This window comes from Pseudomonas sp. G11-1 (genome assembly GCF_024031555.1).
Classification (GTDB): Bacteria; Pseudomonadota; Gammaproteobacteria; order Pseudomonadales; family Pseudomonadaceae; genus Halopseudomonas; species Halopseudomonas bauzanensis.
Window position 1 is genome coordinate 59,041 of the sequence record NZ_QEYQ01000003.1, and the last position, 26,753, is coordinate 85,793.

Here is a 26,753-nt window from a genome sequence, read left to right on the forward strand (position 1 = left end):
ATTATCGCTTCTTCAGGTTCTTGGCATTGGCAAACAGGTTGGCAAAGGTACCACCGGCCTGTGGCGGGGAGCCAGCATGGCCCTTGTCTGCCCGCGGCTGGCGCGGACGATTGCGCTCACCAGCCGGAGCACCGGCACGGGCGTTGCTTGTGGCCCCGGGCTGGTCGCCCATGCGCATGGTCAGGCTGATGCGCTGGCGCGGAATGTCCACTTCCAGCACCTTGACCTTGACGATGTCGCCGGCCTTGACCACATCGCGCGGATCCTTGACGAAGCTGTCAGCCAGCATGGATATATGCACCAGACCATCCTGATGCACGCCGATATCGACGAAGGCACCGAAGTTGGCCACGTTGCTGACCACGCCTTCGAGCACCATGCCGGGCTCCAGATCGCTGATCTTCTCCACGCCCTCCTGGAAGGTAGCCGCCTTGAACTCGGGGCGCGGGTCGCGCCCGGGTTTGTCCAGCTCGCTGAGGATATCGGTGATGGTCGGGATGCCGAAGTGCTGGTCGGTATAGCGCGCCGGATCCAGCTTGCGCAGAAATGCCGAGTCGCCGATCAGGCTACGGATGTCGCGGCCGGTCTGCTCGGCGATCCGCTGGACCAGCGGATAGGCCTCCGGATGCACGGCGGAGGCATCCAGCGGGTTGCTGCCACTCATTACCCGCAGAAAACCCGCTGCCTGTTCGAAGGTCTTGTCGCCCAGCCGGCTGACCTTCAGGAGTTCGCGGCGGCTGGCAAAGGCACCGTGCTGGTCGCGGTAGTCGACGATGTTGCGGGCGATGGTCGGATTCAGCCCCGACACACGGGTCAGCAGCGGCACCGATGCGGTATTGAGGTCGACGCCGACGGCGTTCACACAGTCCTCGACTACCGCATCCAGGCTGCGCGCCAGCTTCACCTGGGATACGTCATGCTGGTACTGGCCAACGCCGATGGCCTTGGGCTCGATTTTCACCAGCTCTGCCAGCGGGTCCTGCAGCCGGCGGCCGATGGATACCGCCCCGCGGTAGGTCACGTCCAGATCGGGGAATTCCTTCGCTGCCAGTTCCGAGGCGGAATACACCGAGGCGCCAGCTTCGGAGACGGTGATCTTCTGCATCTTCAGTTCGGGGCACTGCTTGAGCAGATCACTGGCCAGCTTGTCGCTCTCGCGCGAGGCGGTACCGTTGCCGATGGCGATCAGGTTGACCTGGTGCTTGCGGCACAGCGTCGCCAGCACCGCCAGCGACTGATCCCACTGGTTGCGCGGTGCGTGGGGGAAGATGGTCGCAGTATCGACCAGCTTGCCGGTGGCCTCGATCACGGCCAGTTTGACCCCGGTGCGCAGGCCCGGGTCCATCGCCAGGGTAACCCGCGGCCCGGCTGGCGCCGACAGCAGCAGGTCCTTGAGGTTACTGGCGAACACGCGGATGGCTTCATCCTCCGCCGCCTCGCGCAGCTCGCCGAGCAGCTCGGTTTCCAGATGGCCGGACAACTTGACCCGCCAGGTCCAGCGCACCACCTCGTTCAGCCAGCGGTCGGCCGGCCGGCCCTGGTCACTGATCTGCGCCGCCTCGGCGATCATGCCTTCGCAGGGGTGGCTGGCGGTGGCCGGTGCCTCCGGGTCGCCCAACTGCAGGGCGATGTTCAGAATACCCTCGTTGCGCCCCCGCAGAATCGCCAGCGCCCGGTGCGACGGCACATTGCACAGCGGCTCGTCATACTCGAAGTAATCACGGAACTTGGCGCCCTCCTGCTCCTTGCCGGTCACCAGTCGGGACACCACCCGGCCGTCCTGGCGCAGGGCCTGACGCAGCCGTTCGAGCAGACGGGCATCCTCGCTGAAACGCTCCATGAGAATGTACTTGGCGCCGTCCAGCGCAGCCTTGGTATCGGCCACACCCTTGTCGGCGTCAACAAAGTCGGCAGCCAGTTGTTCGGGATTCAGGTTCGGATCGGCGTACAGCTGCTCGGCCAGCGGGCCGAGGCCGGCTTCCAGGGCAATCTGGCCCTTGGTGCGGCGCTTGGGCTTGTAGGGCAGATACAGATCTTCCAGGCCGGTCTTGGTCTCGGCCTGGCGGATGTCGCGCTCCAACTCGGGGGTCAGTTTGCCCTGCTCGCCGATGCTTGCCAGAATGCTCTGGCGACGCTCCTCCAGCTCGCGCAGATAGCGCAGCCGTTCCTCGAGGTAGCGCAACTGGGTATCATCCAGGCTGCCGGTCACTTCCTTCCGGTAGCGGGAGATAAAGGGCACGCTGGCGCCCTCGTCGAGCAGGCCGACGGTGGCGGTCACCTGTTCGGGGCGCACCGCCAGTTCGGTAGCGATACGCGAGGCAATACTGTCCATGGCTAGATATCCACATCGATCATTTCAGACGCGGCAGTATAACCGAGTCGCCGCCGCGGGATGCAGCCCGGTCCCCAGACGATGGCCATCGGTTAGTCCATCGCACCGGGGGAAACCTCTTGTAACAATGGCCAGCTCCCGCGACAACTGGCATCAGCGACAATACATTTCTTCGAAAAAGGTGGTGGCCCTATGAGCAATGAAGGCGAAAAAATACTGATCGTGGATGACGACGCGGGCCTGCGTCGCCTGCTGGAGCGTTTTCTCAGCGAGCAAGGCTATCGCGCCCGCGCGGTGGAAAATACCGCGCAGATGGATCGCCTGCTCGACCGCGAGCTGTTTTCGCTGATCGTGCTGGACCTGATGCTGCCTGGTGAAGACGGCCTCAAGGCCTGCGCCCGCCTGCGTGAACGGGGCACCACCACGCCCATCATCATGCTCACCGCCAAGGGCGATGAAACCAGCCGCATCCAGGGCCTGGAGATGGGCGCTGACGATTATCTGCCCAAGCCCTTCAACCCTCGCGAACTGGTAGCCCGGATCAAGGCGGTGCTGCGCCGCCAGGCGCCGCAGATTCCCGGCGCGCCCTCAGCCGATGACAACGAAGTGACCTTCGGCGACTTCGTACTCAGCCTGGCCACCCGCGAACTCAAGCGCGGCGATGAAGTGCATATGCTGACATCCGGTGAGTTCTCCGTACTCAAGGCGTTGGTGCACCATCCACGGGTGCCCCTGACCCGCGACAAGCTCATGCAACTGGCCCGCGGTCGTGAATGGGATGCGCTGGAACGCTCCATCGATGTGCAGATCTCGCGCCTGCGCCGTCTGCTCGAACCCGATCCTTCCAAGCCGCGCTATATCCAGACAGTCTGGGGAGTTGGCTACGTCTTCGTGCCGGATGGCCAACAACAGTGAAGGGCGGCCCCGGCTGGCATCCGCTGCTGCCACGCAGCTTCTTTGCCCGCACTCTGCTGCTGGTACTGCTGGTCACGCTGTTTTCCAAGATCCTCACCCTGCTCTACCTGATGAGCAACGAGGACCTGTTGGTCGATCGCCAGTACAGCCACGGTACCGCCATGCTGGTACAGGCCTACTGGGCCAGTGGCCCCGAGGCCCGGGCCGATATGCAGGCGCTCTCCGGCATGGAGCTGATACACGAAAGCCTGGTGCCCCCGGGGGAAATCCATTGGCCCTATTCCGGCGTGTTCACCAATCAGCTGCGTGATGAGCTGGGTGACCGTACCCAGATTCGCGTACAGACCGTGGACCAGCCGGCGATTTGGGTACATCAGCCGAGCTACGGCGATCAGTGGTTGAAAGTGCCGCTGTACGCTCATCCACTGCGCGGTCACCGGATCTGGCTGGTGGTCAGCTGGTTGAGCCTGATCGGCATGCTCTCCACTGGTGCCGCCTGGATTTTCGTGCGCCAGCTCAACCGGCCGCTGAAGGTGCTGGAACGCGCCGCCCAGCGCATCGGCCAGGGCCACAGCGTGCGACTGCTGGATACCAGCGGCCCAGCGGAGATTGCCGAGGTGTACCGCGCCTTCAACCAGATGGCTCAGGATGTCGAGCAGGCCAACAATGACCGCGCTTTGCTGCTGGCCGGGGTGTCCCATGACTTGCGCACTCCGCTGACCCGCATGCGCCTGTCCACCGAGCTGATGTCCGGTGTCGAACCCGAACTGACCGACGGGATGATCCGCGACATTGAAGACATGGACGCGATTCTCGATCAGTTCATGGCCTATATCCGTGACGGCAGCGCCGAACCCATTGAGCCCTGCGATCTGAACGAGTTGATTCGCGAGGTCGTCGCGCCGGTCAACGTCAATGAGGATCTGGTGCGGCTATGGCTGGATCCGATTCCGGATCTGGCGCTGCGACGGTTGTCGATCAAGCGGCTGTTGACCAACCTGGTGGAGAACGCGCTGAATCATGGCGGCACCGGGGTGGAGGTCTGCAGCTATCTGGAGCAGAGCGCCATTCAGCCCTGCGTGGTGGTGAGTGTGCTGGATCGCGGTCCGGGCATCGATCAAAGCGAAGGGGAAGACCTGTTCACGCCGTTCATTCGCGGCGACCGGGCGCGCTCCACCAAGGGCACCGGCCTGGGTCTGGCGATCGTTAAGCGTATCGCCGACAGCCATGGCATCAGCGTGCAACTGCTCAATCGCGCCGGCGGCGGTACCGAAGCGCGGCTGATGTTTCCGGTGCAGATGCCCTGAGCGCAGCGGACGCCTTGGTCCGTGCAACATGCCTGTCTGCTGCATGTTCCGCAAAGACGCCGTGAATACATCCCTGTAGGCTCCCTGTCGCCATCCCTGGCGACAGAGGCTTTGCTACACATGCAGCAGACAGGCATGGGCGGACCAATAGAGGGCCCACCAGGGGCAGCCCCAACGATGTCATTCGCTACTCGGCTGGCAATATATCCGCCTGCGCCAATGCCTGCTCGATAGCCGCCAGGTCGGGAATCAGCAGGGTTTCCGTTTCATCGGCCAGTCGCACCGGCTGGCTGACGAACTTATCGGCGCTGCCTGCCGCGTCGATTTCCCCACGGATGATCTTCTTCGAGCGCGGGATACCACGTACCCGCATGGCGATAAAACTCGAACCCGCACGCCCACCCACCGCATTCAACACCAGGCTGCGCGGCGCCTGGGGCGGCTCCGCGGCGGGCTGGCCGAGCAGGACCTCGGGATCAATCAGCGGTACCCGCTGGTCACGCCACAGTATCCAGCCGAGGAACCAGGCCGGCCCGTCATTCGCCGGCTGGCTCAGGCGATAGCCGACCAGTTCCGCCACCGCCACGTTGGGCAGCAACAGCGGTTGCCCGGCCAGGGGAACAATCAGGCCATTCAAGCTTTCCAGTGCATCTGTCATCGCATTATTCCTCTCACTGCGCGCCGTGCCTCAGGCATCCGCCGCACGTTCCTGTTCTAGCCATTGTTGCAGGGCGGCGGCCAACTCGTCGGGCGAGCCATCGCGACTGCTGTAGCCGGCTGTTCGCACGGCCTGGGGCATGGTTGAGCAGGCGGCACTGGCCGCGCTCTGCGTCCAGACTTCCATCCCCTGCCGACGCAGCCGACCGCAGGCGGCCACGCCATCCTCACCCATACCGCTGAAAATGATCGCCCCGCAGTGCGGCGCGAAGGTTCTGGCCAGCTCATCGAGTAAGGTTTCTATCGCCGGCTGATAGGCGCCGGGCCAGGGCTGTTCCTGCAGTTGCACCTGGCCTTCTGCACCAAAATGCAGCATCCGGCCGATCGGCGCTACCAGCACCTCACCATGCTGCAACTGGCTACCTTCCGTGCAGTTGCGGATTCGCCAGGCATTCTGACGACCGAGTATATGGGGCAACTGCGACTCGAAGCCGGCGTCGATATGTTGCGCGTAAACAAAGGCCACCGGCGCCTGCGCCGGCAGCACATCCAGGAACTGCTTGACCGCTGCCGGGCCGCCCAGCGACGCACCCAGCAGCCATACGCAGCGACGGCTGACGGGCAGCGGCGTCGGCACCAGCCGTACCGGCGGTGCCTGCGGCGCGTCACCCAGCAGCGCGCTGAGTTTCTGTAACAGCCGGCGCTGCCAGCGGACATGATCCTCGTGTTCGGGCGGCGGTATCTCCCCCGAGCCAAGCAGCACCGGTACCGGGCTGGATTCCAGTAACCAATCCGCCAGTGCTGATTCGTCTGGCATATCCAGTAGCCACAGATCCGCCACCACCTCGGTCAGTTCGCTGAGCTGGACCCGCTCCGGCGCGGTGTCGAAGACCAGTTGGTAGCCGAAGCCCTGGACCGCCTGGCCCAACGTCCGGCGCCCACGCTCACTGCTGACCAGCAGCGCGATGGTGGGCGCCTGGGCGTCAGTCACGCAGCGCAACCAGGCTGTCGATAACCTCCAGCAGCTGGGTTTCCTGATAGGGCTTGCCGAGGTACTCGTTCACACCCAGGCTGCGCGCCCGTTCACGGTGCTTCTCGCCGGTACGCGAGGTGATCATGACAATCGGCAGGTCTTTCAGCCGCTCGTCATGGCGCACCAGTGTGGCCACTTCAAAACCGTCCATGCGCGGCATTTCGATATCCAGCAGCATGATGTCCGGTTGGATATCCTGCAGGCGCGCGATGGCGTCGACACCGTCCTTGGCGGTCACCACCTCCATGCCATGGCGCTCCAGCAGGCGGGTAGTCACCTTGCGTACGGTGATGGAGTCATCCACCACCATCACCAGCGTCGCACGGTGGGTCGGCGTCGCCCCCGCCGCGGCCCTTTCGGCAGCCAGTTGCTGCTGCGAAAGCAAGGCCTGCTGGGCACGGATCACCGCCAGCAGATCGAGAATCACCACGACCCGGCCATCACCGAGGATGGTCGCGCCGGAAATACCCGGCACGACCGCGAACTGCTTGCCGAGGCTTTTCACCACGATTTCCCGCGAACCGGCCAGGGCATCGACCTGCACCGCCACGCTGTGATCGGTACCGCGCACCAGAATCACCGGCAGCGGCAGGCTGTGCCCGCTCAGCCTGGGCTGCTGGCCGGTGACCAGCAGGTCGCCGAGATAACGCAGGTCATAGGACTTGCCGGCATAGTCGAAGGGCGGCGCATCCGGCGCATAGTAGGCTTCCAGCTCATAGCCGGACACCCGCACAATACCTTCGATGGTATTCAGCGGAATGGCATACAGGTCTTCACCAGAATACACCATCAGCGCCCGGTTCACCGACACGGTGAACGGCAGGCGGATATTGAAGCTGGTGCCCTGGCCGGGCTCGGTGGCCAGGGTCATGCTGCCACCCAGCTGCTTGATCTCGGCATTGACCACGTCCATGCCGACACCACGCCCGGAAATCTGCGTGATCTGCTGAGCGGTACTGAAACCGGCCTCAAGGATAAACTGCAACACTTCCTGGTCGGTCAGTGCCGCATCGGCGTCCATCAGTCCACGCTCGATGGCCTTGTCCCGCACCGCCTGCAGATCGACACCGCGCCCGTCATCGCTGAGACGGATGACGATCTCGCTGCCCTCGCGGTGTACATCCAGGGTGACACTACCCGCCTCTGGCTTGCCTTCGGCCACGCGTAGCGCCGGCAACTCGATACCATGGTCGACCGCATTGCGCAGCATATGCTCCAGCGGCCCCATCATGCGTTCGAGTACGCTGCGGTCCATCTCCCCTTCAGCGCTGCCCACCGCCAGATTGACCTGCTTGCCCAACTCCGAAGATACCTGGCGCACCACCCGACGCAGGCGTGGCAACAACCGCTCGAAGGGCACCATGCGGGTGCGCATGAGACCTTCCTGCAGTTCGGTATTGACCCGCGCCTGCTGCAGCAGCAGGGTTTCGGCATCGCGGCTGCGGGTGGCCAGGGTTTCTTTCAGGTCGAGCATGTCCGAGGCCGACTCGAATAGCGAACGCGACAACTGCTGCAGCTGGGAATAGCGGTCCATTTCCAGCGGGTCGAAGTCCTCGTAACCCTGCTCGATTTCTTCCTGGTGGCGCGACAGGATCTGCGCCTGGGTCTCCATGTCCAACCGGCGCAGCTGATCACGTACCCGCTCGATGGTGCTTTCCATGTCGCTCAGGGTCTGGCTGATGTCGCTGACCTGTTGCTCGACGCGGCCGCGGAAAATGGACGTTTCACCGGCCAGGTTGACCAGATCCTCCAGCAGCCCGGCGGGTACCTTGATGGTTTCCTGTACCGCGCCACGGCTGTTGGTCTGCGCGGATTCCCGGGTGCCTTCCATTGCCTGTTGCAACAGCGCCCGGACCTCGGCCAATGACCGCTCCGGCGCGACCGACAGCGGCGCCGGTGCCGGCATAATGGGCGTGACCCACTCGCCGGCATCCTGATGTCCATCGGCCAACTGCTCAATCATCGTCTGCAGCTCGGCCAGCATTGCGCTCAGCTCGTCGGCCGGCGCCAGGGTAGCCTGCTGCAGCGCGGTTTCCAGCTGGCGCGCCTGCTCCGCCACGGCGGTGCGACCGGCCAGACGGGCACTGCCCTTGAGCGTCTGGATGCGGTGCAACAGCTCATCAGCTGCTGCCGGTTCGGCGTCGCGGCGCGCCAGCAGATCAGCGCATGGCTGCAGCAACTCCAGCGCCTCTTCGATGAACATGCCGAGCATGCCTGCTTCCGCCGATGGGGTAGCGGGCTGCGGTGGTGTTGCGTCGGCCACCGGGGCATCAGCCACGTCAGCCCACTGCGGCGGTTGATCCGGCTGGGCACGGAAATCGCGAATCGCCCGGACCAACCGCATGCCGTCACTGATTGGCCGCCCCGCCACTACGCCTTCGACCATGTCGGTCAAGCTGTCCTGGCAGGCCAGCAACAGCTCCGGCAAGCCGTCGATCAGGCTGAAGCGCTGCGCTACCAAGCCTTCATAGACAAATTCCAGCTCGTGGGCGAGATCACCCACCGGGCGGATTTCAGCCATCCGCGCGCCACCCTTGAGCGTATGCAGATCCCGCAACAGGGCATGCAGGGGGGCTTCGTTATCGGGTTCAGCCAGCCAGAACTGCAGGCTGGCTGCGGATGTATCCAGAATTTCCTGGGCTTCATCGAGGAAGATGTCTACCAATTCGGCGTCGGTACCGGCCTCCGCCGGATGCCAGGTGTCTGCTGCACCCTGGGCGATACTGCCGTCGAGCGCGGACACTTCGTCCATGCTGGGCGGGCTGATCTGGAACAGCGCCTGCAAGGCTGCCAGCTCATCAGCAGCCGGCTGCACATGCTGGTGCGCCGCAACCTGGTCCATCATGCCGATCAACCGATCATGGCCGCTGGCCAGACATGCCGCTACCTCGGCGGTGAAGGGCAGGCGCTGACCAATCAGCGCTTCGTGGACATCTTCCAGGCCCTGACAAAGCTCGTCGATCGCCGGTAATTCGACTTCCACCGCGACCTCGGCCAATGCCCGCAGAGCACGGGCCAGGCCGGTATGGTCGATGACGGCAACCGGCGGCCAATGCGCCAGTTCATCCACCGCATCCAGCAGCAAGTCGACGCCCTCGGTGAGGAAGATCGACAACAGACTGGCATCGGATGGCCCATCCAGATCGGCCCGGCTGTTGTCGCGTCGCTCCATGCCATCGCGGTAGATGGCGTCCAGCCGCTGCAGGAAGGCATCGGTGCCAGTAACCGGTTCGACCGAGGCGGCATCCGCCCGGTCCAGCCAGGCTTCGAGCATATTCACGGCGTCGCGCAGCAGCTCGATCACCGCCTGGTCGGCCGGAATCAGGTTGCCCTTGAAATCCTTGGTCAGTTTTTCCAGTGGCGTCGCCAGCACCGCGATCGGCTGGATACCGGCCATGTGCGCGCTGCCCTTGAGAGTATGCAGCGCACGTTGCAGGCTGTCGCTGAGCGGACACGGCAGTTGCTGTTCGCTCTTGTCGAGGAAGCCGTTGATCTGCTCGATATGGGCCTGGGTCTCGGCGCGGAAGATCTTCAGCAGTAGCGGGTCCAGCTCTGCCGTATCTGCCAGCTCACTAGTCGGCTGGTCGACCTCCGGCTCAATGGTGATTGGCCCATCAGTCGGTTCGCTCGGTTCAGCATCCACCGAATAATCAGAGCCAGACGGCTCCAGCAGCGCTGCCATATCCGCAGACTCGACGTCGGCTTGCTCGACCTCGGACTGGACATCAGTTGCCAGCTCGGCTGCGATTGTTTCAGATTCGAATTCCGCCTCGATTTCAGCAACTGGTTCGGCAGCCCACTCTTCTGCCGGCTCGCCTGATTCTGTCGGCGACGACGGAGCGACGTCATCAATGTCATCCAGCGCGGTCAGCTCCAGCTCTTCTATCTGCGGGAAGGCATCCGTCGACTCGGCGGCCTCGGCCGGCTCCAACTCTGCATCGGTAGACAAGATCTCCCGTTCGGCAGTCGGCAGGCTGCAGGATTCGGTCTGGTCTTCCAGTACGGGCAGCGGTTCGCCACGGGACAGGGCATCAGCCTGTGCCGCCAACTGCTCGACCTCCGGCAGGGTGCGCTGATGGCCAGCGGCAAAATCATCCAGCAGGGTCGGGATCAGCGCGCGTACCGCATTGACCACCGTGAAGACCGCCGGGCTGGCCTCGACGTTGCCATCGATGACCCGGTTGAGCATATTCTCGACCGACCAGGCCAGCTCGGCCAGGATCCCGGCACGCACCATACGACCGCTACCCTTGAGGGTATGGAAGCCGCGCCGCACCTCGGTGCGGGCCGCCTTGTCCTGCGTGTCCGCCTGCCAGGCGGGCAGGTACTCATCGAAGCTGTCGAGCACTTCGCCGACTTCCTCGATGAAGATCTCCATGAGCTCGGGATCCAGCTCATCATCGTCTTCGGACGCCGCCACGGCTGGCGTAACAGGTACGACCGGGGCAACGGGCTCGGGCGGCGTTTCCGCTGCGCAGTCCAGCGCCGCCAGTTGCTCCGGGCCATAGCCAAGCGATGCCAGACGCTCCTCGGCGACCGCAAGGATGCTATCGCCGCGGTCGGTATTATCCTCAGCCACCCGCTCCAAGTAGTAGTCGATGCTGGTGATGACATCGGCCAGCGCATCCAGCGCTTCCCAGTCGGGCACCTTGCGCTCGCGCACCAACTGCTGACTCAGGTACAGCCGGCAGGCGGCAACCGCGCCGGCGGCACGCTCCAGGGGCAACATGGCCAGCCCGCCGCGCACACTGTTGAGCAGGTCATCCACCGGCTCCAGCTGGGCATGATCCCACTGCCCGGCGATAAAGGCATTGATCGCATCTCGGGTCTGTTCCAGCGCATTGCGCGCCTCCAGCACCACCTGTTGCTGCACCAGGAACATTTCCTGGGCGCCGGCCAGTTGCCGGCTCTGGCGATCATCTTCCTCGGGCTCGGTCGGAGTGCGATCCATGGCGAAGATGCCATGCAGGCTGGCTTCCACATAGAGCACGCCGCCGGCAACTTCCATCAATTGCGCATCACTCGGTGCGGAATCGGCGCGGCTCAGGATCTCGACCCGCTCGACCTGCTCCTGTAGCACGCGCCGCGGCTGGCCAAGGCCCAGCACCGCCAGGGTGTCGGCAATACGTTTCATCGCCGGCAACAACTCTTCGAGCAGTTGGGGCGCGCGCTCGGTACTGCGCACGAACAGATCCAGACGCTCCTTGACCTGCAACAGCTCCTCATCCAGCGCCTGGGCAACCGAATGCATGGTGCCGCGGTCCGGCCCGACCATGCGGTTGTCGCTGGCTGCTGCCTGATCATCTTCGCGCCACAGCGACTGCAACTGGTATTGCTGTCTCAGCGCAGTCAGTCGTGGGCTATCGCCGTTACTCTTGGCCACATAGAACAGCAGGTTGCGCAGCAATTCCGGAGCTGGCGCGCGGTCGGCGATGCTGGCGCTATCGTCCAGCAGTTGACGCAGCTCGCGGTCAGCCTGGCGCAGGAGTTGGCGAATAGCGGCGCCATTGTCGATCGAACCCGTCTCCAGCCCTTCCGCCACGCCAGCGAAAATACTCCACAGCTCGGCGAAACCGGTGCCCTGGAAAAGGTTCTCCAGACGGCCGAAGACCCGAACCAGTTGGTGGGCGCTGGCCGGTACGTTCTGTTCACGAATGATTGCCGCATGGGCGATCTGCATGGCCTGGCGCAGCTTGCGCAACTGCAGGGTCACCTGCTCGCTGGTGAAATCGACCTGCTGGGCTGCCCCGGCTGACCTGCCAGCGGCGAGGTCAGGGCTGAACAGGGCATTTTCCGACAACAGCTTTTCGCCCCGCGCGGTGCGCATGTCGTTGAGCAGCGGCAGCAACAGCAGCGGCAGGTCACGCCGACCACTCTGCACTCGGTCGAGGTAGGCTGGCATCTGCAGGATCGCCTGCATCAGCACTTCCAGCGCCTCGTTTTCCCGATGGCTGGTGCCATGCATCAGCGCCTGGGCAAGCTTTTCCATCTCCTCGGCCAGCAGGGCTGCGCCGTAGAATTCCACCATCTGCAAGGTGCCATGAACCTGGTGGATATAGGTCAGGCAAAAACGCAGGCGCGTCGTATCCTCGGGGTTATCTACAAAGGCTTCCAGGGCCTGACGCGCTTGATTCAGCGTCTCGGAAATTTCGCCTTTGACCCAGTCGAGGGCGACATAATCATGCCGATCACCCATAGTCACTCCAGACATTCCATGCTGTTCCGCCGCCGGTAAGCCTGTACCCGCTCATCGGGTACGCGCTCCAGCAGGGGATTATTCCAGTCCATTATTTCACCCGGCCCGATCACCAGCATGCCGCCCGGCGCCAACCGCGTTGCCAGCTGGTTGAGCAGGTCTCGACGGCGCCAGCGCCGGAAGTAGATGAGCAAGTTCTGGCAGAAAATGATATCCAGGTCCCGGATCGGGGCCTGGGCCAGTTCCAGGATGTTCAGTCGAGTGAAGCACACTCGATCACGCAGCGCCGGCGTCACTCGATACTGTCCATCCTGTAGTTGTTCAAACCATTGCCCGCGTTCGGCATCGGTCAGGCCGCCCAATCGGCGGGCCGAATAGCAACCGGCGCGGGCTTGATCCAGCGCGTGCTGGCTGATATCCGTTGCCCACACGCCGTAGTCGCGCCGTTCATGACCGTTCGCCGCCAGGCTCTGCTCCATGATGATAGCCAGAGAATAGGCTTCCTCGCCGCTGGCGCAACCGACACTCCAGAACTGCGCAGGCCGCTGATCATCCGCTGCCCGGCGCTGGTCGAGAAACCGTGCCACGCAGTCGAAGGATGCGCGGTGGCGCATGAAGCTGGTCTCACGTACGGTCAGCCATTCGACCAGGGCCGACCATTCCAGTGCCCCACTGATGCCCCGGGTGACGTGGTCGTAATAGGCCTGATAGTCGCGGATGCCCAGTTCACGCATGCGCGCACCGAGACTGGTCTGCAGATACGCCCGGCGCTGCTCGCTGACGCAAACGCCGGTACGCGTCTCCAGCAAAGCCTGCCACTGGCGGAACTGCACTCCATCCATGTCTGGCAACTGCTCCAATGACCAGTGTGGCGTTGTCTGCACTGTGCGACTCCCGCTGTGCCATTATCCGCGGCGGCCGCAGCCGCCGCTTGCCCTCAGGCCTGCTCGGGCAAGGTGAAACCATCCACCGACTGCCGCATGCTTTCGGCCAACTGGGCCAGTTCACCAATGCTGCGGGCGGTGGCGGTAGTACCTGCCGAGGTCTGCGAGGTGATCTCCTGGATGACGTTCATCGTGTTGGAGATGTGGCCCGCCGAGGAAGCCTGCTGTCGGGCGGCGTTGGAGATGTTCTGGATCAATGCCGCCAGACTGGTGGATACCTTCTCGATCTCCTCCAGAGCGACACCGGCATCCTGGGTCAAACGCGCACCACTGACCACTTCGGCAGTAGTCTGCTCCATGGAGATAACCGCTTCGTTGGTATCGGTCTGAATGGTCTTCACCAGCGCTTCGATCTGCTTGGTAGCACCCGAGGAGCGTTCCGCCAGGCGCTGTACTTCGTCGGCTACCACCGCGAAGCCACGTCCGGCATCCCCGGCCATGGAAGCCTGGATCGCCGCGTTCAAGGCCAGGATGTTGGTCTGGTCGGCGATGTCGTTGATCAGGCTGACGATGTCACCGATTTCCTGGGACGATTCACCCAGGCGCTTGATTCGCTTGGAAGTGTCCTGGATCTGCTCACGGATGATATCCATACCGGAAATGGTGCTCTGCACCACTTCGTTGCCCTTGTTGGCAATGGCTACCGAGCGCTCCGCTACCGCCGCCGATTCTGCAGCGTTGGCCGATACCTGGTCGATGGATACCGCCATCTCGTTGACCGCCGCCGAGGCACCGGCTATTTCCTGAGCCTGGTGTTCAGAGGCTTCGGCCAGATGCATCGCCGTGCCCTGGGTTTCCTGGGCCGCCATGGCCACCTGGGAGGCCGTGTGGTTGATGGTTTCCACCAGCGCGCGAAGCTGGTCAATGGAGAAGTTGATGGAGTCAGCGATAGCCCCGGTGAAATCTTCGGTTACCGTCGCCTCGGCGGTCAGGTCACCATCGGCCAGGTCAGCGATCTCGTCGAGCAGACGCAGAATCGCCGCCTGGTTACGCTCGTTGGTGGCCGCGGTTTCGGCCAGGCGCTGGCGGGTCTCGCGGGTCATCTGCACACCGATCAGCAGAATACTACCCAACGCGACGATGGCCAGCAGGTAACCCAGCAGGGTGTTCAACCAACGGGAATCACTGCGCTGCTCAAAGCCGGCGGACAGATCCGACACGTTATCCAGCAGTACCTGGGAATCGGTGAAGATATCGTTCGCGGCGGTACGTACCTGATACAGCTCAGGAGAAGTAAGCAGGATCTGATCCACCGAATCCGAAACGAAACTGAACAGGTCGGCAATTTCGGTGAGTCGGCTCACGGCATCGGGATCGGTTACCCGACTGATGTCCATGATCTCGTTGCCCTCCAGCATGCCCTGCAGGACGCGACCGAACAGGCTGGCGTCACGGCCAAAACTGTCCGCTGCCAGTACCGCATCGGCGTCACCGGTCAATACCCGGTTCACCGAGCCGAGAATACGTTCGGCAAGCAGCGACTGACGCTGAGCGATGGAGACCTGCGCGGGAGACGCGCCGCTTTCGATCAGCACATCCACGACGTCTTCATATTCGATCTGCAGCTGCGGCACCGTGTCGGACAATGTCGCGGCTACCTCATGCAGCGACAGAACCGTGTTCTGGCTGTTGAGGATGGCGTCGGCGTTGCTCTTCACCTTGTCCCAGTCGGCCTGGGCCCGCGCCAGCGGTTCCTGCAAGGATGAGGGAGTCGGCGGCAGGCCGGTTTCCTCGCGCCCGTCGGTCAGATAACTCCAGCGCTCCTCGAAGTCGTTGCGCGCCTCCAGCAGCAGGCCGAAGGCCTCCGGCGTACCGGTGGCCGCTTCGGTCGCCGATTTGGAGATCTGCTGGGACAGTACCCGCAGCTCGCCGGAGTGACCGATGTATTCCGTATCGTATGAACTCTGGACGTTCAGATACAGGAAGTTGATGAACAGCAGGATCAATGACAGGATCAGCGCGGCAAACAGGCCACTGATCGTCCGATTGCTGCGCAAGGTCGACAGTATATTGGTATCAAGCTTTTTCATTTTCTGGCCCCTACCTGGCCTACCGCGTGCTTCTTAGAGTCCTGAATTGCATGCCGGGAACCGGCACGCCCCTCCCACGATCAGATCGCCACATCGAGAAACGCCTGGTCGCGCGCCAATGCTCGGAAATTGAATATCAGCGATACCTGCTCCCCGGTATAGGCGCCCACCACAAAGGGCCGGAGCTCCTCAGCGAGGGCCGGCACCGTGGTGGTAAAGCTGCTTACTGGAAAATGCTGCATGCCGAACAATTCATCGACCAACAGGCCGACAAACAGCTCGTCGCGGTCGACTACCAGCACCCGGCGTTGTTTACGCGGGATGTTGGACGACGCGCCGAGAAAGTGACTCAGGTCGATGATCGGCAACAGCCGACCGCGCACGTTGGCTACGCCCCGCACCCAGGACTTGACCCGGGGCAGCGCGGTGTAGCGCGGCTCATGAAGGATCTCGCTGACCTCGCCCATGGCCGCGACCATCGGCTGGCCGGCCAGTCGGAAGCCGATGCCACTCCAGGTTTCGGCCACCGCCTGCTGCGCCGGCAAGCCGGCAGCCTGCCGACGGCAATGGGCCGCCAGCTGCAGCAGAAGATCGAAAGGATGTGTTGTGTCTGACATACCGTCCCTGTTGTCATGTGCCGTGCCGCGCGGCGTCGTCAGGCCTCGAGTACTGCCTTCAACGTCTGCACCAAGGTGGCTTCCTCCACCGGCTTGGTTAGATAGTCCCTGGCGCCCTGGCGCTTGCCCCAGACCCGGTCGGTTTCCTGATCCTTGGTGGTCACGATGATCACTGGAATACCAGTGGTCTCCGGATCCTTGGTCAGTTGACGGGTGGCCTGGAAGCCGTTGAGGCCGGGCATGACGATGTCCATCAATACCGCATCGGGTTTCTCCTGACGGGCCAGCGCTACGCCATCGGCGCCGTTTTCCGCCTTGAGTACCTCGAAGCCGTGTTTCTCCAACATGCCGGTGAGCTTGTACAACTCGGTCGGCGAATCGTCCACTACTAGAATGCGAGCCATTTATCCCCCTGGATAGTCAAATTGGGCCGTCGAGAGCTCAGGCCCCCGCGGATCCGGCCACTTTGGTTTCCGACTGCGGAACGTGCGCCCGGATGGCGCCCAGCAGTTCTTCCTTGCTGAATGGCTTGGTCAGATATTGATCGGAGCCGACGATACGCCCCTTGGCCTTGTCAAACAGCCCGTCCTTGCTGGACAGCATGATCACCGGGGTGGAGCGGAACGCCGAATTGTTCTTGATCAACGCGCAGGTCTGATAGCCATCAAGACGGGGCATCATGATGTCGACAAAGATGATATCGGGGTGATTGTCAGCGATCTTGGCCAGGGCATCAAAGCCGTCAACAGCGGTAATGACGTTACATCCAACCTTTTTCAGCAGCGTTTCCGCAGTGCGCCGAATGGTCTTGCTGTCATCAATCACCATGACTTTCAGGCTCTCGAAATTTTCATCCATAAACACAGCCCTTGTATAAACGTCGGTCAACTGCAAGGTGGTCTGGTTCCCGGCGGAGACCGGCCAATTCCATTTGCGGCTACTTTTAACATAGATTTCCCGGGCAATCCATAAACCCTTCTCGAAGATGAGACATGCGGTGACTTTCATCGCTGCCGGAGCAAAGGGTACACTGCGGCTACTTCCCCATCATGACAGCGACCCTCCAAACATGAGCATCGACATTGGCATCGTCATGGATCCGATCAGCGCGATCCATTACAAGAAGGACAGTTCCCTGGCCATGCTTCTGGCCGCCCAGCAGCGTGGCTGGAACTTGCATTATATGGAGCCCCAGGATCTGTATCTGCAGGATGGCCAGGCCATGGGCTGCAGCCGTCCACTGGAGGTCTTCGCTGATCCGCAGCACTGGTATCAGCTCGGTGATATGCGTCAGGCACCATTGGCCGAACTCGACGTGATCCTGATGCGCAAGGATCCGCCTTTCGATAATGAGTTCCTCTATGCCACGCATATCCTCGAGGCCGCTGAACGGGCCGGCGTGCTGGTGGTGAACCGCCCCGCCAGCCTGCGCGACTGCAACGAGAAACTGTTCGCCACCCAATTCCCGCAATGCTGCCCGCCCAACACCGTATCGCGCCGGGCCGATGTGCTGCGCGCCTTCATCACCGAGCACAAGGATGTCATTCTCAAGCCGCTGGACGGCATGGGGGGCTCGATGATCTTCCGCGTGCGTCAGGACGACCCCAACATCAGCGTCATCATCGAGACGCTGACCGAGCATGGGCAGCAGCAGATCATGGCCCAGCGCTACCTGCCGGAAATCAAGGATGGCGACAAGCGCATCCTGATGCTCAATGGCGAACCGGTACCTTATTGTCTGGCGCGCATTCCCCAGGCCGGCGAGACCCGCGGCAACCTGGCCGCCGGCGGCCGTGGCGAAGCCCGTCCGCTGAGCGAACGGGACCGCTGGATCGCCGCCGAAGTCGGTCCCGAATTGCGCCGTCGCGGGCTGCTGTTCGTCGGCCTGGATGTGATCGGTGATTACCTTACGGAAATCAACGTGACCAGCCCCACCTGCATCCGCGAAATCGATGCAGCCTACGATACGGATATCGGCGGCAAGTTGATGGACATCATCGACCAGCAGCTCGAAGCGCGGCGCAGTGCGTAGACTTTTTCTCATCACAGGGGCAGACTGCGCAGCAGTATGCCCCCTCGTCAGGCTATGGATAGCATGAACACAGCAGCGATGCCGCCTTCAACCACTCGACCGGCTGCCCAGCCGGCCATCGAGCCCCGAGACCGTCTCGGCTTCACCCTGTTCCTGGCGGCCGTGTTGCACGCGCTGATCGTCCTCGGCATCACCTTCGACCTGCCCGACCCGAGCAAACTGTCCCGCACGCTGGAAATTACCCTGGCCAGTCAGCCGAGCGAGACCACGCCAGAGGATGCCGATTACCTGGCGCAATTCGATCAGGAAGGCAGCGGCACGCTGGATGACAAGGCCGCACCCAGCACACCGGAAGAAGCGGTATTCCAGGACAGCGAGATCAATCAGGTATCACCAGCCGAACCAGCCGCGCCGCCCCCTGCGCCCAGCGCGCCGGAGAAAGTCGTGACCACCACCGCGCCCGCAACGGACAAGGCCGTGCGCACGCCTCCCAAACCCGATCCGGTGGAGGCGCCGCAGACCATGCAGCGCTTCGACATGTCCCGCCTGTCGGAGGAAATCAGCAGTCTCGAAGCGCAGCTGGCCGAAGAGCGCCAGCTGTATGCCAAGCGGCCACGGGTGCACCGGATCAATGCGGCTTCCACCATGCGCGACAAGGGCGCCTATTACAAGGATGCCTGGCGCCGCAAGGTAGAGCGTATCGGCAACCAGAATTACCCCGCCGAAGCCCGCAGCCAGGGCATCTATGGCAACCTGCGGCTGCTGGTGGCGATCAATCGTGACGGCTCGTTGCGAGATGTGCAGATTCTCGAATCATCCGGCCATGCGGTGCTGGACAATGCCGCCATGCGCATCGTCCGGCTGGCCGCCCCTTACGCCCCCTTCACCGGCGAGCTGATGGACGTCGACGTACTGGAGATCATCCGCACCTGGCGCTTCGAACCGGGCGACCGGATTTCCAGTTTCTGAACCAGCGGGACGGGCATGATGCGTACAACTTCACCGCGTCATGCTCTTGCCCTTCCCGCCCGCGCGCCCAATACTATGGCGCATGACCCAGACCTTACCTACCTATCTCAAACATCACTTCCTGATCGCCATGCCGCACATGGACGATCCGCGTTTCGCTCACACCGTGATCTACCTGTGCGAGCACAACGAGGACGGTGCCATGGGCCTGGTGATCAACCAGCCCAGCGGCCTGAATCTCGGTGATGTGCTGGAGCAGACCGCACCTGAGCTGAGCGTGCCCCGGACCGTCAGCGATCGGGTGGTGTTCAACGGCGGCCCGGTACAATCCGAGCGCGGCTTCGTATTGCATCGCGGCCCACAGCAATGGGAGTCGAGCCTGGATCTCGGCCCACTGCAGCTGACCACCTCGCGGGATATTCTCCTGGACATGAGCAGCGGCAGCGGCCCCGAGGATATCTTCGTCGCCCTGGGCTATACCGGCTGGGAAGCCGGCCAGCTGGACCAGGAACTGGCCGACAACGTCTGGCTGAGCTGCCCCGCCGATTACCAGATTCTCTTCGAGCTGGCAGCCGAACAGCGCCTGGATGCTGCCGCTCGCCATCTGGGGATCGATCTCAGTCTGCTCACCAGTCAGGCAGGGCACGCCTGATGGGGGCGTCCCTGCAACGCGTGCTCGGTTTCGACTACGGCACCCGCCAGATCGGCGTCGCGGTCGGCCAGACTCTCACCGGCCATGCCAACCCACTCAAGGAACTGCGCGCCCGCGATGGCATTCCCGACTGGGACCAGATCGGCACGCTGCTCAAGGAGTGGCAACCCGATGCACTGATCGTCGGCCTGCCGCTGAACATGGACGGCAGCCCCAGCGAGATGAGCGCCCGTGCGGAGAAATTTGCCCGCCGCCTGCATGGCCGCTTCCAGCTGCCGGTGCATTGCGTGGACGAGCGCCTGTCCACCTTCGAAGCCAAACAAACCCTGCGGGACAGCGGACGCGGTGCACCGGCCAGCTACCGGGACAACCCGGTCGACAGCCTGGCCGCCGCCCTATTACTGGAAACCTGGCTGGCAGGCCAAAAGGAGAAAGAATGACTGCATTGCCTGAAGTCGGCCCATTGCTGCAACGCATGGGACAGGAACTGACCGCCTGGCTGGACCGCACCCAGCGAACCGACCCCGCCATTGTCGGCATCCATACCGGTGGCGTCTGGATCGCGGAGCAGTTGCGCGATCAATGGTTGCCGAACGCGCCCCTGGGTACGCTGGATATCGCCTTCTATCGGGATGATTTTGCCCAGATCGGCCTGCAACAGGGTGTGCGCCCCTCGGAACTGCCGTTCAGCGTGGATGATCGCCATCTGGTGCTGGTGGACGACGTGCTGATGACCGGCCGCACCATCCGCGCCGCGCTCAACGAACTGTTCGATTATGGCCGGCCGGCATCCGTGACGCTGGTCACACTAGTGGATATAGAAGCGCGCCAGTTGCCGATCCGTGCCGACATTCTCGGTGCCAGCCTGGCCCTGCCGCCTGGGCAGCGGGTAAAATTAGCCGGCCCGGACCCACTGCACCTGACCCTGATCAACGTCGCCCAGCCATGAGAGCCCAATGAGCCTGAAATCCAGCCAACTGCAACTCAACCAACAGGGCCAGCTGCGCCATTTCCTCGGCATCGACGGCCTGTCCCGCGAACTGCTGACCGAGATCCTGGACACCGCCGACTCCTTCCTCGAAGTCGGCGAGCGCGCCATCAAGAAGGTCCCGCTGCTACGCGGCAAGACTGTGTGCAACGTATTCTTCGAGAACTCCACGCGCACCCGCAGCACCTTCGAACTGGCCGCCAAGCGGCTATCCGCCGACGTGCTCAACCTCGACGTGCAGACCTCCTCCACCAGCAAGGGTGAAACCCTGTACGACACTCTGCGCAACCTGGAGGCCATGGCCGCTGACATGTTCGTGGTGCGTCACGGCGATTCCGGCGCCGCCCACTTCATTGCTCGCAACGTCTGCCCGGATGTCGCCATCATCAATGCCGGCGACGGCAACCATGCCCACCCGACCCAGGCGATGCTCGATATGCTGACCATCCGCCGGCACCGGGCCGGGTTCGAGCAACTGTCGGTGGCCATCGTCGGCGATATCCTGCATTCGCGGGTGGCCCGCTCGAACATGGAAGCGCTGCGCATTCTCGGCTGCCCGGATATCCGCATCATCGCCCCGCGCACCTTGTTGCCGGTGGGCATCGAGCAATACGGCGTACGGGTGTTCAACGACCTGCGCGTCGGCCTGCGCGATGTGGATGTGGTGATCATGCTGCGCCTGCAGAAGGAACGCATGCAGAGCGGGTTGCTGCCCAGCGAAGGCGAGTTCTACCGCCAGTACGGCCTGACCAGCGACAGCCTGGCGCTGGCCAAGCCGGACGCCCTGGTCATGCACCCCGGCCCGATCAACCGCGGTGTGGAAATCGAATCGGCGGTGGCCGACGGCCCGCAGTCAGTAATTCTCAATCAGGTGACCTACGGCATCGCCGTGCGTATGGCGGTCATGTCCATGGCCATGGCTGGACAGACCACCCAGCGCCAGTCCAGTCAGGGAGGGCAGTGAACATGCGTATCACCATTCAAGGCGCGCGGGTCATCGACCCGGCCAGCCAATTCGACGCCATCACCGACCTGCATATCGATGCCGGTCAGATCAGCGCTCTGGGCCAGACGCCCGAGGGCTTTGTCGCTGCGCAGACCATCGATGCCCGCGGCCTGATCGCCTGCCCCGGCCTGGTGGACCTGAATGTCAGCCTGCGCGAGCCGGGCTTCGGTCGCAAAGGCAGCATTGCCAGCGAGACCCGCGCCGCTGCAGTCGGTGGCGTGACCAGCCTGTGCTGCCCACCCAACAGCCGCCCGGTACTGGATACCCCGGCCGTGGCCGAGCTCATTCTGGATCGCAGCGAGCGCGCCGCCCAGACCCGCGTATTCCCGATCGGCGCCCTGACCAAGGGACTGGACGGTGAGCATCTGAGCGAGCTGGTGGCCCTGCGTGACGCCGGCTGCGTGGCCTTTACCCAGGGCCTGGCACCGATGAAAAGCAATCGCATCCTGCGCCGGGGGCTGGAATACGCCGCCGGCTTCGACCTGCCGGTCATCTTCACTCCGCTGGACCCGTCACTGGCCGAGGGCGGTGTCGCCCATGAAGGCCCGACGGCCGCCCGCCTGGGCCTGATCGGGATTCCGGAAAGCGCAGAAACCGTGGCCCTGGCGCGGGACCTGCTGCTGATCGAGCAGACCGGCGTCCGTGCCCATTTCAGTGGCCTGAGCAGTGCGCGCGCCATCGACATGCTGGCCGATGCCCAGGCCCGCGGCCTCCCGGTGACCGCGGACGTGGCCATGTATCAATTGCTGTTGTGCGATGAGGACCTGGATGGCTATTCCAGTCTGCTGCATGTGATGCCGCCGCTGCGCAGCAGCGCGGACCGACGTGCCCTGCGCCAGGCGGTGCAGAGTGGCGTGATCCAGGCCATCGCCTCGCACCACCAGCCCCACGAGTCGGAAGCCAAACGGGTACCCTTCGCCGCCTCGGCGCCAGGCATCAGCAGCGTGGAAATCCTGCTGCCACTGGCCTTGACCCTGGTCGCGGATGGTTTACTGGAGTTGCCGGCCCTGCTGGCGCGGCTGACCTGCGGGCCCGCGGGCATCTTCGGCCTGTCGGCCGGGCAGCTCACCGAAGGTGCCAGTGCCGACATCACGCTGTTCAACCCGGCGGTAACCAGCGAAATCGGCCAGCACTGGTTGTCCAAAGGTACCAACTGCCCCTTTATTGGCCAGAGTGCACCGGGGGCAGTCACCCACACCCTGTGCCAGGGGCGGCTGGTGTATCAGGCCTGAGTACAATAACCGGCGGTATCAGTACCGCCGGTTATCATCCGAGTCTTCCAGTGCCAGGCCGTCTACCGCCTTGCCCATCAGGTGCTTGCCGTCGGTCTCCGAGCCCAGCTTGATCAGCAGCCGCAGGTCGTTGGCCGAATCGGCGTGAGCCAGTGCATCTTCGTAGGTGATCTCGCCTTGGCTGTACAGTTTGTACAGCGCCTGGTCGAAGGTCTGCATACCCACTTCGTTGGAACGCGCCATCAGCGGCTTGAGCTCATGCACTTCGCCCTTGCGGATCATGTCGGCGGCCAATGGGGTGTTGAGCAACACCTCGATGGCGGCACGGCGACCCTTGCCATCCGGCGTCGGGATCAGCTGCTGGGCGACGATGGCCTTGAGGTTGAGTGACAGGTCCATCCACACCTGCTGATGCATCTCGGTGGGGAAGAAGTGGATGATGCGGTCCAGCGCCTGGTTGGCGTTGTTGGCATGCAGCGTGGCCAGACACAGGTGGCCGGTTTCGGCAAAGGCCACCGCGTGATCCATGGTTTCGCGGGTCCGCACCTCACCGATCAGGATCACATCCGGCGCCTGGCGCAGGGTGTTCTTCAGCGCCACCTCAAAGGAATCGGTATCGATGCCCACTTCCCGCTGGGTGACGATGCAATTCTGATGCTGGTGAATGAATTCGATCGGGTCTTCGATGGAGATGATGTGTCCGCTGGAGTTCTTGTTGCGATAGCCGATCATCGATGCCAGCGAAGTGGATTTACCGGTACCGGTGGCGCCGACGAAGATCACCAGGCCGCGCTTGGTCATCGACAGCTGCTTGAGGATCTCCGGCAGCCGCAGCTCTTCCATGGTCGGGATGTTCACTTCGATCCGGCGCAGCACCATGCCCACCAGGTTGCGCTGGTAGAAGGCACTGACCCGAAAGCGACCGACACCCCGGGCGCTGATCGCAAAGTTGCATTCCTTGTTCTCGGCGAATTCCCGGCGCTGAGCCTCGGACATCACCCCCAGCACGGTTTCCCGGGTCTGTTCCGGCGACAATACAGTCTTGGTCACCGGTAGGATCTTGCCGTGCACTTTCATGCTCGGCGCCACACCAGCGGTGATGAACAGGTCGGAAGCGCCCTTCTCGACCATCAGTCGCAGCAGTTTTTCAAACTCCATAATGCCCTCGTCTCGGGGCGCATCCCGCACCCGCCATTCTGTCTGTCAGAGGCTTTCGCCCGCCTTGGCTTTCTCGCGCGCAGCTTCCCGGGTAACCAAACCGCGGGATACCAGGTTCTTCAGGCACATATCCAGCGTCTGCATGCCGATATTGCCGCCTGTCTGGATCGCCGAATACATCTGCGCCACCTTGTCCTCGCGGATCAGGTTGCGGATCGCCGGGGTGCCGATCATGATTTCGTGAGCTGCCACCCGACCGCCGCCGATCTTCTTCAGCAGGGTCTGGGAGATCACCGCCTGCAATGATTCGGAGAGCATCGAGCGGACCATGGCCTTTTCCTCGCCGGGGAACACGTCGACCACCCGGTCGATGGTTTTGGCCGCCGAGGTGGTGTGCAGGGTGCCGAATACCAGGTGACCAGTCTCTGCCGCAGTCAGCGCCAGGCGGATGGTTTCCAGGTCACGCATCTCACCCACCAGGATGATGTCGGGGTCTTCGCGCAGGGCCGAGCGCAGGGCTTCGGAGAAACCGTGGGTATCGCGGTGCACCTCGCGCTGGTTGACCAGGCACTTCTTTGATTCGTGGACGAATTCGATCGGGTCTTCGATGGTGAGAATGTGCTGGTACTTGTTGCAGTTCAGATGATCGATCATCGCCGCCAGGGTGGTGGACTTGCCCGAGCCGGTCGGTCCGGTGACCAGCACCAGCCCGCGAGGCACATCGGAGATCTTCTTGAACACGTCGCCCATCCCCAGCTCTTCCATGGTCAGCACCTTGGAGGGAATGGTCCGGAACACCGCGCCGGCGCCGCGATTCTGGTTGAAGGCGTTAACCCGGAAGCGGGCCACGCCGGGCACTTCGAAGGAGAAGTCGGTTTCGAGAAATTCCTCGAAATCCTTGCGCTGGCGATCATTCATGATGTCGTAGATCAGCGCATGAACCTGCTTGTGTTCCAGTGCCGGTACGTTGATCCGACGCACATCGCCATCCACTCGAATCATGGGCGGCAATCCGGCCGACAGGTGTAAGTCCGACGCGCCCTGTTTGGCGCTGAAGGCTAACAGCTCGGTTATATCCATAGGGTTCCCCATTGCAACCTGCAAGCATGTAGAATGGCGGGCAGGTCAATTCCATTGGCAAGGTAAATAACGTCCGTAATGTCCACGATAGCAGACAATATTGCAAACGTTCGTGAACGCATTTCGCGTGCAGCGCACACTATTGAGCGCGACCCGCAGAGCATTACCCTGATGGCCGTGAGCAAGACCCGACCAGCCAGCGCAATTCGCGATGCCTGGGCTGCCGGACTGACCCATATCGGTGAAAACTACCTGCAGGAAGCCCTCGACAAGATCGACCAGTTGCAGGACCTGCCACTGGTCTGGCATTTCATCGGCCCCATCCAGTCGAACAAGACCCGCGCCATCGCCGAACATTTCGACTGGGTGCACAGTGTCGACCGGCTGAAAATCGCCCAGCGGCTGTCAGAGCAGCGCCCGGCACAGTTGCCGCCGCTGAATATCTGCCTGCAGGTCAACATCAGTGGCGAGGCCAGCAAGTCCGGCGTCACCCTGGCCGAGCTGCCGCAGCTGGCCAATGCCGTTGCGGCGCTACCGAATCTGCAGCTGCGCGGACTGATGGCCATCCCCGCCCCGGCCAGTGATAGCGCCGGGCGGCGCGCGCCGTTGCAGGCTCTGCGTGAAACCATGGCCAGCCTGGACCTGCCGCTGGATACCCTGTCGATGGGTATGAGCGACGACCTCACCGAAGCGGTGCAGGAAGGCACCACCATTGTCCGCATCGGCAGCGCCCTGTTCGGTGCCCGCGACTATTCCACTCCCCTTTCGAAGGATGATTTCAGATGACCGCTCCGACCATCGGATTCATTGGCGCCGGCAATATGGCCACCAGCCTGATCGGCGGTATGCTGCAGCAGAGCTTCAAGCCCGGCCAGATCCTGGCCAGCGACCGCAATGCCGAGCAGTTGGACAAGCTCAGCCGCCAGTTCGGCATCCAGACCTCAACCGATAACGATCAGTTGGCCCGCGATTGCGATGTGCTGGTGCTGGCGGTCAAGCCGCAGATCATGCAGGCGGTCTGCCGGGCACTGCCGAGCCAGCGCAAGCCTGGCCAGCTGGTGATCTCGATTGCTGCCGGTATCGCCTGCCGCAGTCTGGCCGAATGGCTGGGCGCCGACACCGCCATCATTCGCTGCATGCCCAATACCCCGTCCCTGCGCGGCCAGGGTGTCAGCGGTCTGTTCGCCTCGGCTGCGGTGTCCGCCGAACAGAAACAACTGACCGAGAAGATCATGAACGCGGTGGGCATCAGCCTGTGGCTGGACCAGGAAGAGCAGATCGATGCGGTCACCGCGGTTTCCGGTAGCGGCCCGGCGTACTTCTTCTATCTGATGGAAGCCATGACCAATGCCGGCGAACAGCTCGGGCTGCCCCGCGACATCGCCGAGCGCCTGACCCTGTTCACAGCCCTGGGCGCCGCCGACATGGCCGTGCACAGCGATGTGGATACCGCCGAACTGCGCCGCCGCGTCTGCTCGCCCAACGGCACTACCGAGCAGGCCATCAACAGCTTCAGCCGGGATGACCTGCCCGGCATGGTAGCCCGTGCGATGCAGGCCGCCGCCGCACGCTCCGCCGAACTATCAAAAGAATTCGCCTGAGGAG

General features: G+C 63.1%; 22 protein-coding genes. 11 read left to right on the forward strand and 11 right to left on the reverse strand.

From position 1 onward, the window contains the following. Position 1: 1 nt before the first annotated feature. Positions 2 to 2,332: a Tex family protein gene (locus DHB74_RS10540; RefSeq protein ID WP_036991371.1), complete on the reverse strand. Its 2,331-nt coding sequence runs from the start codon at positions 2,330 to 2,332 to the stop codon at positions 2 to 4. A 192-nt stretch (positions 2,333 to 2,524) separates the two neighbouring features. Here DHB74_RS10540 and ompR point away from each other — a divergent pair, with 192 nt between their 5' ends. Both ompR and DHB74_RS10550 read left to right on the forward strand, forming a co-directional pair. Then, positions 2,525 to 3,247 (forward strand): osmolarity response regulator transcription factor OmpR, encoded by a 723-nt coding sequence (ompR, locus tag DHB74_RS10545; RefSeq protein WP_036991374.1) that lies wholly within the window; start codon positions 2,525 to 2,527, stop codon positions 3,245 to 3,247. Then, positions 3,244 to 4,554 carry an ATP-binding protein gene (locus DHB74_RS10550; RefSeq protein WP_280165042.1) on the forward strand — a complete coding sequence of 437 codons (1,311 nt, stop codon included), beginning with the start codon at positions 3,244 to 3,246 and terminating at the stop codon, positions 4,552 to 4,554. Before ompR ends, DHB74_RS10550 begins: the two co-directional genes overlap by 4 nt. Before the next feature lie 187 nt (positions 4,555 to 4,741). Here DHB74_RS10550 and DHB74_RS10555 read toward each other — a convergent pair whose 3' ends face one another. The 8 genes from DHB74_RS10555 to pilG all read right to left on the reverse strand — a co-directional run bounded on the left by DHB74_RS10555 (position 4,742) and on the right by pilG (position 16,889). Continuing rightward, positions 4,742 to 5,212: a chemotaxis protein CheW gene (locus tag DHB74_RS10555; protein ID WP_499161416.1), complete on the reverse strand. Its 471-nt coding sequence runs from the start codon at positions 5,210 to 5,212 to the stop codon at positions 4,742 to 4,744. 30 nt (positions 5,213 to 5,242) lie between these two features. Then, positions 5,243 to 6,202: a chemotaxis protein CheB gene (locus tag DHB74_RS10560; protein ID WP_036992023.1), complete on the reverse strand. Its 960-nt coding sequence runs from the start codon at positions 6,200 to 6,202 to the stop codon at positions 5,243 to 5,245. Beyond that, the gene (locus tag DHB74_RS10565) at positions 6,195 to 12,440 is read right to left on the reverse strand and encodes a hybrid sensor histidine kinase/response regulator (protein ID WP_499161417.1); all 6,246 of its coding nucleotides are present in this window, start codon (positions 12,438 to 12,440) and stop codon (positions 6,195 to 6,197) included. Before DHB74_RS10565 ends, DHB74_RS10560 begins: the two co-directional genes overlap by 8 nt. A 2-nt stretch (positions 12,441 to 12,442) precedes the next feature. Then, positions 12,443 to 13,324 (reverse strand): CheR family methyltransferase, encoded by an 882-nt coding sequence (locus tag DHB74_RS10570; protein WP_499161418.1) that lies wholly within the window; start codon positions 13,322 to 13,324, stop codon positions 12,443 to 12,445. A 53-nt stretch (positions 13,325 to 13,377) separates the two neighbouring features. Next, entirely contained in the window at positions 13,378 to 15,414 is a 2,037-nt protein-coding gene (locus DHB74_RS10575; protein WP_136868475.1) for a methyl-accepting chemotaxis protein, read from the reverse strand. A gap of 80 nt (positions 15,415 to 15,494) precedes the next feature. Continuing rightward, on the reverse strand, positions 15,495 to 16,031 hold the full coding sequence (locus tag DHB74_RS10580; protein WP_499161419.1) for a chemotaxis protein CheW: 537 nt from the start codon (positions 16,029 to 16,031) through the stop codon (positions 15,495 to 15,497). Between the two features lie 38 nt (positions 16,032 to 16,069). Further along, positions 16,070 to 16,435 carry a twitching motility response regulator PilH gene (pilH, locus tag DHB74_RS10585; RefSeq protein ID WP_036991389.1) on the reverse strand — a complete coding sequence of 122 codons (366 nt, stop codon included), beginning with the start codon at positions 16,433 to 16,435 and terminating at the stop codon, positions 16,070 to 16,072. A 37-nt stretch (positions 16,436 to 16,472) separates the two neighbouring features. After that, positions 16,473 to 16,889, reverse strand: coding sequence for a twitching motility response regulator PilG (gene pilG / locus DHB74_RS10590; RefSeq protein ID WP_036992025.1), 417 nt, complete (start codon positions 16,887 to 16,889; stop codon positions 16,473 to 16,475). A gap of 211 nt (positions 16,890 to 17,100) precedes the next feature. On the opposite strand from pilG, the gene gshB reads away from it, so the two are divergent. From gshB to DHB74_RS10625, 7 genes are all read left to right on the forward strand, one after another. Continuing rightward, positions 17,101 to 18,063: a glutathione synthase gene (gene gshB / locus DHB74_RS10595; RefSeq protein WP_499161420.1), complete on the forward strand. Its 963-nt coding sequence runs from the start codon at positions 17,101 to 17,103 to the stop codon at positions 18,061 to 18,063. 63 nt (positions 18,064 to 18,126) lie between these two features. Beyond that, on the forward strand, positions 18,127 to 19,032 hold the full coding sequence (locus DHB74_RS10600) for an energy transducer TonB (protein ID WP_499161421.1): 906 nt from the start codon (positions 18,127 to 18,129) through the stop codon (positions 19,030 to 19,032). A gap of 82 nt (positions 19,033 to 19,114) precedes the next feature. Then, on the forward strand, positions 19,115 to 19,684 hold the full coding sequence (locus tag DHB74_RS10605; RefSeq protein WP_036991392.1) for a YqgE/AlgH family protein: 570 nt from the start codon (positions 19,115 to 19,117) through the stop codon (positions 19,682 to 19,684). Then, the gene (ruvX, locus tag DHB74_RS10610) at positions 19,684 to 20,124 is read left to right on the forward strand and encodes a Holliday junction resolvase RuvX (protein WP_036991393.1); all 441 of its coding nucleotides are present in this window, start codon (positions 19,684 to 19,686) and stop codon (positions 20,122 to 20,124) included. Before DHB74_RS10605 ends, ruvX begins: the two co-directional genes overlap by 1 nt. Then, positions 20,121 to 20,633, forward strand: a complete 513-nt coding sequence (gene pyrR, locus DHB74_RS10615) for a bifunctional pyr operon transcriptional regulator/uracil phosphoribosyltransferase PyrR (RefSeq protein ID WP_499161422.1) — start codon at positions 20,121 to 20,123, stop codon at positions 20,631 to 20,633. Before ruvX ends, pyrR begins: the two co-directional genes overlap by 4 nt. Before the next feature lie 7 nt (positions 20,634 to 20,640). After that, on the forward strand, positions 20,641 to 21,636 hold the full coding sequence (locus tag DHB74_RS10620; RefSeq protein ID WP_036991396.1) for an aspartate carbamoyltransferase catalytic subunit: 996 nt from the start codon (positions 20,641 to 20,643) through the stop codon (positions 21,634 to 21,636). Positions 21,637 to 21,638: 2 nt separating this feature from the next. Beyond that, a complete protein-coding gene (locus DHB74_RS10625; RefSeq protein ID WP_036991398.1) occupies positions 21,639 to 22,910 on the forward strand; it encodes a dihydroorotase in 1,272 nt (423 codons plus the stop codon). Between the two features lie 18 nt (positions 22,911 to 22,928). On the opposite strand, the gene DHB74_RS10630 is transcribed toward DHB74_RS10625, so the two are convergent. After that, complete coding sequence (locus tag DHB74_RS10630) at positions 22,929 to 24,068, reverse strand: PilT/PilU family type 4a pilus ATPase (RefSeq protein ID WP_036991400.1); 1,140 nt, start codon at positions 24,066 to 24,068, stop codon at positions 22,929 to 22,931. Positions 24,069 to 24,113: 45 nt separating this feature from the next. Further along, the gene (locus tag DHB74_RS10635) at positions 24,114 to 25,148 is read right to left on the reverse strand and encodes a type IV pilus twitching motility protein PilT (RefSeq protein ID WP_036991401.1); all 1,035 of its coding nucleotides are present in this window, start codon (positions 25,146 to 25,148) and stop codon (positions 24,114 to 24,116) included. A 78-nt stretch (positions 25,149 to 25,226) separates the two neighbouring features. Here DHB74_RS10635 and DHB74_RS10640 point away from each other — a divergent pair, with 78 nt between their 5' ends. Both DHB74_RS10640 and proC read left to right on the forward strand, forming a co-directional pair. Then, on the forward strand, positions 25,227 to 25,934 hold the full coding sequence (locus DHB74_RS10640; protein WP_499161423.1) for a YggS family pyridoxal phosphate-dependent enzyme: 708 nt from the start codon (positions 25,227 to 25,229) through the stop codon (positions 25,932 to 25,934). Continuing rightward, the gene (gene proC / locus DHB74_RS10645) at positions 25,931 to 26,749 is read left to right on the forward strand and encodes a pyrroline-5-carboxylate reductase (RefSeq protein ID WP_036991405.1); all 819 of its coding nucleotides are present in this window, start codon (positions 25,931 to 25,933) and stop codon (positions 26,747 to 26,749) included. The genes DHB74_RS10640 and proC overlap by 4 nt, the downstream gene beginning before the upstream one ends. The last annotated feature ends 4 nt before the right edge of the window (positions 26,750 to 26,753 follow it).